The following is a 12,520-nucleotide window of genomic DNA, read 5'->3' as shown; positions in this document are numbered from 1 at the left end:
GAAATGGCGATGCTCGGGATGTTTCCCTGCACCGCCATTTCTTGTATTCGGCAATAGCTTAATTTTTCCGTATATATTCTATATACCAGTGCTGATTGTGACCGCCGTTATCACTCCATTGAATGGCCTGCGCACCGCTGGTTTTATCTTGTCCCGATATATCCAATAACTTGCCACTGGCTCGGTTTTTAATTTTATACATGTTTTTTTCACCGGTTGGAATAAGCTCCCACTGTTGGTTCCACCCGTTATTGCTCGGCCATTGAATAACACTGGCCCCATCGGATGAAGATGCTCCGTTGACATCCAATAAATCTCCGCTAGCTATGTTTCTGAAATTATAATATCCGTTTTCTGCAATTTCGAGATACCATTTTTGATACTCTGCTCCTTGATCGATGTATTGTACGATAAGTGCACCGTCTGCTTGTGAATCCGCTCCGCTGACTGACAGCACGTTATTGCTGTGTTCATTGATAATTTTGAGAGGAATTGGCACTCCAGCGTGCGTCGTTGAAGTTAGTGCGAGTGATGATGCAGATACAACTAACACAAGTGCCAAAAACATTTTCACCCCGTACCTAATTTGAACTCGTTTCATGAAAATACACTCCTTCTTGAATTTTATTTAATTTCTTAACTTGCGACCTGTCCATTTTAAAAACAAGTTTTATGTATACAATTTAATCACCTCCTAAATCAGTAAATATAATGCCTGTCATTTGATAGAATTTGAAAAAGGACTCTATCCTCAAAAGTAAATAGACAAAATATAATAAAATAATGGTTCATTTGCTAAGAATATACTTTAATATCAAATAATGAGTCAATATGATTTTTTTCGCTATTTATATAAAAATAATACTATCAACAGCTTTAAATGAGCATATCAAAAACCAAAAAAATACTCATCGGACCATAAAAAGACACGGATACAAGTCAGTGTTTTTTGTGGACATTTATGATATTTCACTTCTTTGTTCAGTGCTAAAGGAAATATCTTCTTGTCTACTTTTTAAGATATTCTTGGTAAGGTAAGGGGATATCAATGAATAAGAGGTGATGAGTTGTAATGATTAAGAAATACTGCTTGTTCTGTGATGAGATGGTATCCATTACATCGGAAGGTGATTACGATAGATTTTCAGGCTGTAATTGTTCTCCTGACGGGTTCTATAACTTATTGAGAGACAGCTATGAGCCTATAAATTCTCTCGCGCATCCAAAGAAACGCGATATGTTTCATGTGATATCGGCTTATATACGGGAGCGGACAGATCGTGGAGAAAAGGTCAGTCTATCGGCCGACGATTTAGAATCCATTGTAAATTCCTCGAAAATTCCAGTGACGATTGAAGATAAAGGAAACCGTTTACTGCAATACTTATACAGACATTCTGAAGCCCCTGGGGAATCCGTTGTTATTCAGCCACTCTCCAGTAGCTATAACCTAACGTATTCGCCTAATCTGCAAGAACTGGTATATATCATAGATAAGCTGATTAACGAGCAGTTTATGATCAGGGAAGGCATGACCTTTAAGCTGACGGACAAGGGATGGAATGAAGCTGCCGCAATCGCAGGAGGCAAAAAATTAAAACCCTGTATCGTTCTATTGTCAGATGCGGAGGATTTGCACACGGAGTGGGTGGATAAGCTGCTTCCTAAAATCGAGCAGTTTGGTTATATACCACGGTTACTAAGGCATACGTCAATGCAAAACCTTGAACCGTATTCTTTGGAGCTTATAGAGGAGAGTAAACTGATTATCGCTGATTTAACCGGCCAATCTCCTGAAGTGTATTTTACTGCAGGATATGCGCTCGGGTTGAACATTCCAGTGATTTGGACTGTGAACAGCAGCGATGCCAATGATCTTTTTGTACAAGTGAAAAATATCCGTCCAATCGTTTGGGATACAGCTGAAGAGCTGGTAGTCTTACTCCAGCAGAAATTGAGTTTATAGAGTCCATGTCAAATTTAAAATGAACATCCAACGCAGAAGAAGCCGCGAAAAAATTGCGGCTTCTTTCTTTTTGCTATAAAAGTTAATGTCCCCACACAACGCTATTACGAAATCTTTTTTCTATTATTGAGGACTGACCCGAGACCTACGAATAGGAATGCTACAATACTGCAGAAAAAAAATAGGTAACTAAGCGGAATTAAGAAAAAAGCCGGCTCATGCAAGATTCCATCCGGTCCCACGCTTGAACCCACCATACGTGAGATCATTAAACTGATGATGCTTAATAATAATGGTGAAGCGGCTAATAGATATTTCTTTTTCATATGACATTCTCCTTTGCTTGATAATCATATAATACACAAAAAACACTCGCGAATCAACATTAATTTATTGTAATTCGATATATCATTATTGTAAATCATATGAATTAACTTGTGCTTGGAATTGGATTTGAAAATGGGGACTTGACCATAATTGCTGGTGAGGACTATTATTTGGTTTAAACAAATTTAAGTAAGTCTCAAGGCTTTATTTGTATAGAAGGTCGCTCCGAGTCGGATGGATTGAACTGTAACAGATAAATAGAAAACGGTTACATCCAATGCTTCGATAGTATGAAGGAATGGCGTTCTGGTCATTTGTATGACTTTTTAAATTTGTTCAATCAGTGAATGAACATAATAACAGGTTGAACAGCTGCAAGGGGGCAGATATGAAACCAATATTTAAGATTATGATTGTGGATGACGAGATGCTGGTTAGACAGGGAATTAAACATCTTTTGGATTGGGAACAAGAAGGGTATCGAATCGTCGGAGAGGCCTCTAACGGTGTTGAAGCACTGAGTATGATGGATGAGCTGAATCCTCATATTATTATTACGGATATCGTAATGCCAATAATGGGCGGGGAGAAGCTAGTCAAGATCGTTAAGGAGAAGTACCCACACATTGAAGTAATCGTCTTAAGCAGCTTCAGTGAATACGATTATGTCCGTTCCACATTTCAGAGTGGGGTAGCAGATTATATCCTTAAGCCAAAGCTGGAAGCCGATTATCTGTTGTCCATCCTAAATAAAACTACAGCTAAGATGGCAGGGATGAAGATAAGCGACCCAGGGGCAGATCCAGAGGAAAAGCAGCTTTTGTTCGCGATCGAGAAGCTCATGACGGGTTATGAGTCAGTGCTAGAACCTGCTTTGCTTCATTCCAAGTTTCCACACGCACAATTCGCAATTTTCGGAGCAGATATGAAGCATATTAAAGATTCTGGTGATAAGTTAACGTTCGCAAATGAAATCGAAAGAGGAATTCAAAAGTTAGCTTTGGACGATGTTGTGTTTATTCGGTTAAAGTTTGTTAACGACTCGGTCATTTATTTGCTTAACGTTAATCCAGAACATTGGGACGAGCTTGTGATTGAACTCCGTTATCTGATCTCAGAAATAGAACATCGTGTGAGAGAAACACATTTTATTATCAGTCAGAGCTTCGCGCACTTTGAGAGACTTGGTGAGATTTATCGAGACAATTACTTGAAGCTTACACGATACAGTTTCTACTTGCCAGAACGAAGTCTGATTGAGAATGATCACTTGCCGGGTCTTCCGGGAGCATATCAGGAAATTGATATGGGAGAATTAATGGACCAGTTGAGACGTAAGCAATTCCAGAAGGCATTTACAGAGTTTCTTGAATATGTCCATCTGCGTTCAATGGATTATCGCATTGATATTTTCGAATTTAAATCGCTATTGGGCAACTTTATATTTAACGTAGCGACCACGCTTGGAAAAATGAAGTGTGAGATCGGAGGTCTGGAGGAGACCAAATACGACTACTTCCGAAAAATAGATGAAGCGATGTATGCAAGTGATGCTATTGCTGTTACCGAAGCATTCATTCGAGAAGTTGAGCGCACGATTGGTGAGACGAATTCATCGGTTAACCCCAATATGACAAAGCTACTCGAATATATTCAGAATCATTATGCAGATCCGATCACACTGACAGGGGTAGCTAGACAGTTCCACTTCAATGCTTCTTATTTATCGAGTTATTTTACTGCCCATAATGGAGAAGGCTTTAGTGAGTACCTGAATAAAGTCCGTTTGGAAAAAGCTATGGAATTGCTCGAGACAACAGAAAAATCAATTTCCGATATTAGCGCAAGCGTGGGATATTCAGATCAGAGTTATTTCACCAAGGTATTTAAAAAGCAGACTGGCATTTCTCCAAGCCGGTACCGGAGACGGGACGTAGAGCAGCCATGATTGGAAATTTCATTAACAATATTAGAAAGCAGGGCTTATTCCTCAAGCTGTTTCTCGTGACCCTAATTAGCATCGTAACTGTATCACTCTTGACGCTGGCTATTACAATTAGTATGTCGGAGAAATTATTTTTACAGACCTTTAGTATTACAAACGGCAAACTGCTGAATCAGATGAAGACAAACCTGGAATCGTATAACAATATTATTGCTACCGGTGCTACTATGATGGCTCAAAATGAAGCTATCCGGAACTATTTATCTAGCGGAGAGACGGATGCAGTGAATCTTGCGATCAAAACATATCACATGACAGAGGGCATGCGGGCAATCCGCTCTAACCTCAGCGCCATTGATGTTGGTATCATGATCGTGGGTGTAAATGGCAGGAGTTATTCAACAGATCCTTGGTATTGGGACATTTCTGCAGATGAACTAATGGCTCACCCAATAACGAAGGAAACCATATCCCATCCTGATCAAATCCTGTACCAGCTCGATCTAAGGGAAAATAAAGAGAACGTGAAAGAGCCTATGCTGGTAGCTTCCAAAGCTTTATTTGATCATTCGACCGGAAGAATTTATGGCACCATGTACGTAGCCATTCGTGATCGAGATTTCAAGCCCTTTTATGCTAACTTTACGAGTGAGGGTAATGACGTCGTGTTGCTGAATAAGAAGGGATTAATTGTATCCAGCAGCAAGACAGAAATGATTGGGCTCCGCGATAAAAAGCTGCTGCAAGAAGTAGAGGATGGAGGTAAAAATGGCGATTCTACCTATGTGATGGGGAATGAACGAATTGTTTTCTCGGAATACTTACCTGAATTTGATTTTTATATGGTGAACCTGATAGATAAGAACGCCGTGACCGGACAGATGGTGAATGCCAAAGCGGTGACACTGACAATCATGACTATCGTGGCAATATCGCTCATTATTGTTTTTTTGATTACCCGAAAAATGACGAAGTCCTTGCGTGTACTCGTTAAACAGATGTCGAGTATTCCTACAGGTGATTTCGATAATCATGTAGATGTCACTAATAGTAGTTATGAAGTTAAGGAGTTAGGTAACGCCTTCAATTTTATGCTTGATTCACTTCATGATTATGTTGATAAGCTGATGGAGACTCAAAAGCAACAACGTAATGCGGAGCTGGCGGCACTCCAAATGCAGATTAACCCACATTTTTTATATAATACGCTGGCTTCTATCAAATTTCTGGTGCAGCAGGGCAATAAGGAAAAAGCAGCTGGAACGATAAATTCACTAATCTCACTCCTGCAAAATACAGTAAGCGATGTTCATTCTACCATTCCTGTTAGTCAAGAATTGGAGTCGTTGAAGCATTATGTGTATATCAATCACGTGAGATATGGTGAGAAGATCCGTGTGAATTACTTTGTGGAGCCAGAGAGCTTGGATTATCATATGCCGAAGCTAATTCTTCAACCTTTTATCGAAAATGCATTCTTTCATGCATTCAACCTTAAAGATGAGGGAAGAATTCTCATCATGATTTCCGTGCAGGAAGAGCAACTAGTATGTGAAGTTGTAGATAACGGTGATGGAATGGATCTTGACCCGAATTTGCTGGAAGAGGAGCAGCTACCAGCTTCGAAGCACAAACGCCAACTGTTCTCCGGGATCGGTATACGGAATGTGGATGACAGAATCAAATTGTTATACGGTGAGAGATACGGGATTAATATTACAAGCAAACGGAATGAAGGTACACAAATCGTTGTTACGCTTCCATTGTTAAAAAACTAAAAATTTTACATGAATCTAAAAATAGTACCAGAGTCGATATGAGAATCAAAATAGAACCCAATAATATCACCAAAGCTAACAAAGATACTGCCAAAGAAAACGAATACAAAATGATAAGATGGAGGCGTAGCAGAGAAAACGCTTCCATCTTTATTATTTTTCAGACTATCAAGGGGGTTTACGTAGTGAAAAAATTATTATCCGTAATGCTAGCTAGTGTGGTTCTACTGTCGGCATGTTCCACAGGTGGAACGAAAAATGAAACGAGCAACTCTGGTAACTCCGGTGCCGAAGGTAGCAGCAAGCCAAAAGAGATTACAGTTTGGGCTTGGGACCCGGCGTTTAACATTGCCGCTATGAATGTTGCCAAAGATGCTTATGCGAAAGTTAATCCGGACGTAACGGTTAATGTCGTTGAGAACGCGCAAGCTGATATCGTTCAAAAGCTGAATACGGGGCTAAACTCTGGTTCCACGAAGGGTCTTCCTAACATTGTGTTGATCGAAGATTATCGTGCACAGAGCTTCTTACAAGCTTATCCAGATTCTTTTTATGAATTGACGGATGTTGTAAAGGCTGCTGACTTTGCGGATTATAAGATTGGCCCTACCAGTGTTGACGGCAAACAATACGGTGTTCCGTTTGACTCTGGCGTAACTGGAATGTATGTACGGGCAGACTATCTCGAGCAAGCAGGCTACAGCCTGGATGCATTACAGGATATCGACTGGAAGCAATATATCGAGATCGGTAAAGCTGTAAAAGAGAAAACCGGCAAAAGCATGCTAACACTTGATCCGAACGATCTAGGACTTATCCGAGTGATGATCCAATCGGCGGGCGCATGGTATACCGGAGATGATGGTCAGACTCCGACTATAGAAAGCAACCCTGCTTTGAAAGAGGCACTTGTAATGTACAAAGAAATGATGGATTCCGGTATCGTAAAAGTAATTTCAGACTGGAGTCAGTTTGTAGGTGCATTCAATGGTGGTGAAGTGGCTAGTGTACCTACAGGTAACTGGATTACACCTTCGATTAAAGCAGAAGCTTCTCAATCTGGTAAATGGGCAGTAGCTCCACTACCTAAGTTAGGAGCAACAGAAGGCTCTGTTCACGCTTCCAACCTTGGAGGTAGTTCCTGGTACGTAATGAATGTAGATGGTAAAGAAGCAGCAGCTGAGTTCCTATCTAAGACTTTTGCTTCTGATGCTGAACTGTATCAGACGTTGAATACAAAAGTTGGTGTTATCGGCACCTTGAAAGCTGCGGCGAGCGGTGAAGCTTACTCAGCTGCGGATGAATTTTTCAAAGGCCAAAAGGTCGTATCAGACTTTGCAGCATGGACCGAGCAAATTCCTAACGTCAACTATGGCATGAACACTTACGCAATCGAGGACATTATGGTTGTAGCAGTACAATCTTATCTAGGTGGCAAAGATGTAGACACTGTTCTGAAAGATGCGCAGAAGCAAGCGGATACTCAAATTCGCTAATCGCACTTAGGCTGTACAACCGATGCCCTTGCTCCTTCTTCTCCTGTAAATTGGATTTATACAGAAGGATAGGTAGCAGGGGCTTTCATCTCTAATATATAAGACAGAAGGGTGCGGAGTGGAGTGGAAACTATAAAGACAGGGCTAAGCCCGCAAAAACATAAGAGCTCTAAAGGGTCACGGCAGATCCGTCTGACGGGTTGGTTATTCGTCCTTGTGCCGGTCATTATGATCAGTATTTTCTATTTTTATCCAATGATCCAAGCGTTAATTCTATCCTTTAAGACGGGTAGAGGCAACAATCTTCAGTTTACCGGACTAGATAACTATATTCGATTGTTTAGCGATACTACTTTTCTTACTGCCGTCAAAAATACATTTATTTATTTGATTATTCAGGTTCCAGTCATGCTGGTACTGGCGCTCTTTATCGCCGTCCTGCTAAATGACGATAGACTGAAATTTAAGGGTTTTTTCAGAACGGCTATATTTCTGCCGACGGTAACCTCACTTGTAGCGTATTCCGTTGTTTTCAAGTACATGTTTGGAGCCGAAGGGATCATTAACAAATTTCTGGTGAATCTTCATCTAATCAGCGAACCGATTCAATGGATTACTGACCCCTTCTGGGCCAAAGTTACGATCATCATTGCTATCACCTGGCGCTTTACTGGCTATAATATGATTTTCTATTTATCATCCCTGCAAAATGTAGACAAATCTATTTATGAAGCTGCTCACATAGATGGCGCTAGTGCATTTACTCAATTTTTCAAAATCACAATTCCTCTATTGAAACCGATTATCTTGTTTACGACGATAACATCGACCATTGGAACACTTCAGTTGTTTGATGAGGTGGTTAACATCACGAAAGGTGGACCCGGCAATGCAACCATGTCGATTTCCCAATATATTTACAACCTTTCCTTTGAATACACACCTGACTTTGGATACGCTGCAACCGTCTCCTACTCGATTGTTGTAATGGTACTCATTCTGACGCTGATTCAGAACAAAGTAGGAGGAGACAAGAGATAATGAAAACTAAACGCATGTTTACTTACCTGTTTCTAGTCATCGCTGCGCTGATCTCTATCTTTCCATTTATCTGGATGGTTATTAGTGCCACGAATCAGTCGGTTGATGTAACTAAAGGGACATTACTACCAGGTGCGCATCTCTTTAAAAATATTGACAATCTGTTCAATTCCGTAGATATGTGGCAAGCTCTTTGGAACTCCGCAAAAATCTCTGTTGTTACTACTTTACTTTCCCTATTGGTAGCATCGGCGGCTGGATATGGTTTTGAAATGTACCGCAGCCGTGGTAAAGATATCGTATTTAATATCTTACTAGCCTCTATGATGATTCCGTTTGCGGCAATCATGGTACCTCTATTTCAAATGTTCGCCAAAGTATCGAGTGTTGTGCCGTTCCTTGGTATCGATACAGCAGCAGCAGTTATTATGCCGACATTTACAACAGCATTCTTAATTTTCTTTTTCCGTCAAAATACAAAAATGTTTCCTAAAGAAATGATGGAAGCCGGTCGCATCGATGGTCTTTCGGAATTTGGTTTATTCTTCCGCATATACATGCCAACGATGAAATCAACTTATGCTGCCGCGGCGATTATCACCTTCCTTAACAGCTGGAACAACTATTTATGGCCTTTGATCGTATTGCAATCACCAGAAAATATGACCGTGCCATTGCTAATATCGAATCTTGGATCGGGTTATGCGCCTGACTATGGTCTGATTATGTCCGCGATTGTCATTACGACTCTGCCGACTGCACTTGTATTCTTCATGATGCAAAAGCAATTTGTGGCTGGTATGACGGGTTCAGTTAAATAAGCTAACGATCATTTTAAAGCAGAAGGAGGAAAATTAGATGAAGCAGCAGGTTGAACGGGGCGTCGCTCCAAGTCTGGAATGGTTGTCAGACCCTTCCATTTATGCAGTAGGCAGAATACACGCGCACTCCGATCATCGGTATTACGAGACGAAATTTGAAGCCGAAGGGCTTGGAGATATGCGTTGGCGCCATAGCCTGAACGGAAGCTGGAAATTTAGCTACGCCCACAATGCTATGGAACGACAGGCGCATTTTTATAAGGAGAACGTGTCCTGTAGAGGGTGGGATGATATTGAGGTTCCTGGACATATCCAGCTTCAGGGTTTTGGGCAGCCTCAGTACGTGAATACGATGTATCCATGGGATGGTCATGAGCATCTTAGACCTCCGATGATATCTGAGGATCACAATCCTGTAGGCAGCTATGTTAAATATTTTGAAGTGCCTGTAGGCTGGGAACAACGTCCACTGTATATCTCTTTTCAGGGAGTTGAATCCGCTTTTTATATCTGGTTAAATGGGGAGTTTATTGGCTATAGCGAGGATAGCTTTACGCCGAGTGAATTTGATTTGACACCGTACTTGACGGCAGGTGAGAATAAGCTGGCGGTTGAGGTCTATCAGCGCAGTACCGGAAGTTGGTTGGAGGATCAGGATTTCTGGCGCTTCTCCGGAATCTTTCGCGATGTGTATCTATATACTGTGCCTGATGTTCACGTGCGGGATCTCCACGTTCAGACCGATCTGGATGAGAAGTTTGAGCAGGGAACGCTAACGGCTGTATTGCAGTTGATGGGTAAGCCTGCTTCGAAAGTGGTCCTTGAACTTAAGGATAAGGCAGGTAATCTTGTAGTTCGTAGTGAGACTGGAGTTTCAGGAGATTCCGTTTCGCTTACGCTTGAGGCATCAAAGGTTCATCTGTGGAGCGCAGAAGATCCTAATTTGTATACCCTTTACGTATCTGTCTTCAACGCATCCGGGGATCTTGTGGAAGTTGTGCCGCAAAAGGTTGGATTTCGAAAATTCGAGATGATCGATAAGATTATGCACTTAAATGGTAAACGTATTGTATTCAAAGGTGTCAACCGGCACGAGTTTAATTCGCGCTTCGGACGCAGTATTACGAAAGAAGATATGCTGTGGGATATAAAGACTTTGAAACAGGCGAATATCAACGCTGTACGGACGTCGCACTATCCGAATGAAACACTCTGGTATGAGCTGTGTGATGAATACGGTGTGTATGTTATTGACGAGATGAATTTAGAATCGCATGGATCATGGCAAAAAATGGGTGTTATAGAACCGTCTTGGAACATACCGGGCAGTAAGCCTGAATGGCAGGATATCGTAATGGATCGTGCGATTTCCATGGTGGAGAGAGACAAAAACCATCCATCGATTCTGATTTGGTCTTGTGGCAACGAGTCTTTTGCCGGAGAAGTCATTCGGAACGTTGCGAATTATTTTCGTGAGAAGGATTCTACGCGTCTGGTTCATTACGAAGGGGTGTTCCATAACCGGGATTATGATGATGCGAGTGATATGGAAAGCCGGATGTATGCGAAAGCAGCAGATATTGAAATGTATCTAAAAGAGAATCCATTAAAGCCATATATTAGCTGCGAATACATGCATGCGATGGGGAATTCCGTTGGAGGATTGCATAAATACACAGAGCTAGAGCAGAAGTATCCAATGTATCAAGGTGGATTTATCTGGGATTTCATGGATCAGGTCATCGTAAAAAATGATCGATATGGCAAACCTTATATGGCTTATGGTGGAGACTTCGATGACCGTTCAACCGATTACAACTTCTCAGGAAACGGAATTGTGTATGCGGATCGCAGATGGTCTCCGAAAATGCAGGAAGTGAAATTTCTATATCAGAACGTCAAACTTTCCCCTGATTGTTATGGGGTTATCATCAGAAATGAGAACTTATTTGTTGGCTTGGATGCTTATAAATTGAACTATTATCTGAATTATGAGGGCAAGGAATTTCATCGTGGCATTGTATTCGCCCAGGTTAAACCCGGAGAAGAAAGATATGTAGAACTTGATTTACCAGAGACTAACCTGTCTGGTGAGTATAGTTTAGATGTTTCTCTTGTGCTCAAAGAAGATTCGTTATGGGCAAGCGCTGGTTATGAAATCGCTTTTGGACAGTATGTATTTCAAGTGGAGAACAAGTCAGAAGATGAGGTTACAACACAGCCTAAGGTAAGCACTAATGTAAATGATTTTCGCGTAGTTGAAGGGGATGTAAATATTGGCGTTCACGGTCGTGACTTCTCTGTAATGTTCTCGAAGCAGGCTGGTACACTAATATCCGTCAAATATTCAGGACGGGAAATGATCTCTTCGCCGCCGGCACCGCTCTTCTGGAGAGCGATGACAGACAACGACAAGGGGGCGGGAATGCATTTCGACTCTTCCACTTGGTATGCTGCAAGCTTGAGCCGAAGAACCTTAAGCTTCGAGCTTATGGAAGAAGAAGACCGCGCGACTGTGACTTACGTGTATAAACTGAGTGTGTCAGAGGGAGTACGAGTAAGTGTAACTTACACGGTGTTCTCTGATGGGAGCATAAAGGTAAAATCAAACTACCATGGAGAGCCGGGTTTACCAAAGTTTCCCCTCTTTGCTTTAACCTTCAAGGTGCCAGCGGATTATTACCAACTGAATTGGTATGCGAATGGGCCAGAAGAAAATTATATTGACCGTTCGTTTGGCGCGAGATTGTGTCGCTTTCAGAATCATGCGGTGGACAATGTATCGTCCTATTTGGTACCGCAGGAATCAGGCAACCGTACAGGTGTGCGCGAAGTATCCGTAACCAACGATCTTGGTCAAGGGATTATTATATCCTCACCAGTCTCAGCCCCTGTTGAAGCCAACATATCGCCATATTCGGCAATGGAGCTGGAGAATGCGACGCATCATTATGAGCTGCCGAACATTCATCATACCGTTGTTACGATTGCCGGTCGTCAAATGGGCGTTGGCGGTGATGACAGCTGGGGAGCACCAGTTCTTGATGAATATTTAATTGATCCATCAATAGATTTGGATTTTGAATTTACAATTCGCAGAGCATAATTAGAGACGGATAGCAGTTGCCTCAATGGATAAGGTTGGG

The 12,520-nt window shown here is 41.6% G+C and carries 9 protein-coding genes; 7 read left to right on the top strand and 2 right to left on the bottom strand.

From position 1 onward, the window contains the following. Positions 1-58: 58 nt before the first annotated feature. Positions 59-601, bottom strand: a complete 543-nt coding sequence (locus tag MKX35_RS19800) for an RICIN domain-containing protein (protein ID WP_076285732.1) — start codon at positions 599-601, stop codon at positions 59-61. 471 nt (positions 602-1,072) lie between these two features. Here MKX35_RS19800 and MKX35_RS19795 point away from each other — a divergent pair, with 471 nt between their 5' ends. After that, positions 1,073-1,966: a hypothetical protein gene (locus tag MKX35_RS19795; RefSeq protein WP_076299052.1), complete on the top strand. Its 894-nt coding sequence runs from the start codon at positions 1,073-1,075 to the stop codon at positions 1,964-1,966. A gap of 104 nt (positions 1,967-2,070) precedes the next feature. Here MKX35_RS19795 and MKX35_RS19790 read toward each other — a convergent pair whose 3' ends face one another. After that, positions 2,071-2,292 (bottom strand): DUF3955 domain-containing protein, encoded by a 222-nt coding sequence (locus MKX35_RS19790; RefSeq protein ID WP_076299053.1) that lies wholly within the window; start codon positions 2,290-2,292, stop codon positions 2,071-2,073. A 389-nt stretch (positions 2,293-2,681) separates the two neighbouring features. Between MKX35_RS19790 and MKX35_RS19785 the strand changes: the two genes are divergently transcribed. From MKX35_RS19785 to MKX35_RS19760, 6 genes are all read left to right on the top strand, one after another. After that, on the top strand, positions 2,682-4,241 hold the full coding sequence (locus tag MKX35_RS19785; RefSeq protein WP_076299054.1) for a response regulator transcription factor: 1,560 nt from the start codon (positions 2,682-2,684) through the stop codon (positions 4,239-4,241). Next, positions 4,238-6,016 (top strand): sensor histidine kinase, encoded by a 1,779-nt coding sequence (locus MKX35_RS19780; RefSeq protein WP_076299055.1) that lies wholly within the window; start codon positions 4,238-4,240, stop codon positions 6,014-6,016. The genes MKX35_RS19785 and MKX35_RS19780 overlap by 4 nt, the downstream gene beginning before the upstream one ends. Before the next feature lie 185 nt (positions 6,017-6,201). After that, positions 6,202-7,512: an ABC transporter substrate-binding protein gene (locus tag MKX35_RS19775; RefSeq protein WP_076299056.1), complete on the top strand. Its 1,311-nt coding sequence runs from the start codon at positions 6,202-6,204 to the stop codon at positions 7,510-7,512. A gap of 228 nt (positions 7,513-7,740) precedes the next feature. After that, positions 7,741-8,553, top strand: coding sequence for a carbohydrate ABC transporter permease (locus MKX35_RS19770; protein WP_371915743.1), 813 nt, complete (start codon positions 7,741-7,743; stop codon positions 8,551-8,553). Beyond that, the gene (locus MKX35_RS19765; protein ID WP_076299057.1) at positions 8,553-9,374 is read left to right on the top strand and encodes a carbohydrate ABC transporter permease; all 822 of its coding nucleotides are present in this window, start codon (positions 8,553-8,555) and stop codon (positions 9,372-9,374) included. Before MKX35_RS19770 ends, MKX35_RS19765 begins: the two co-directional genes overlap by 1 nt. A 37-nt stretch (positions 9,375-9,411) precedes the next feature. Then, positions 9,412-12,480, top strand: a complete 3,069-nt coding sequence (locus tag MKX35_RS19760) for a glycoside hydrolase family 2 TIM barrel-domain containing protein (RefSeq protein WP_076299058.1) — start codon at positions 9,412-9,414, stop codon at positions 12,478-12,480. Positions 12,481-12,520 lie beyond the last annotated feature (40 nt).

This window comes from Paenibacillus sp. FSL R5-0923, assembly GCF_038009145.1.
In the GTDB taxonomy this organism is placed as follows: Bacteria; Bacillota; Bacilli; order Paenibacillales; family Paenibacillaceae; genus Paenibacillus_AQ.
This window is presented reverse-complemented; position numbering and strand designations above follow the sequence as displayed.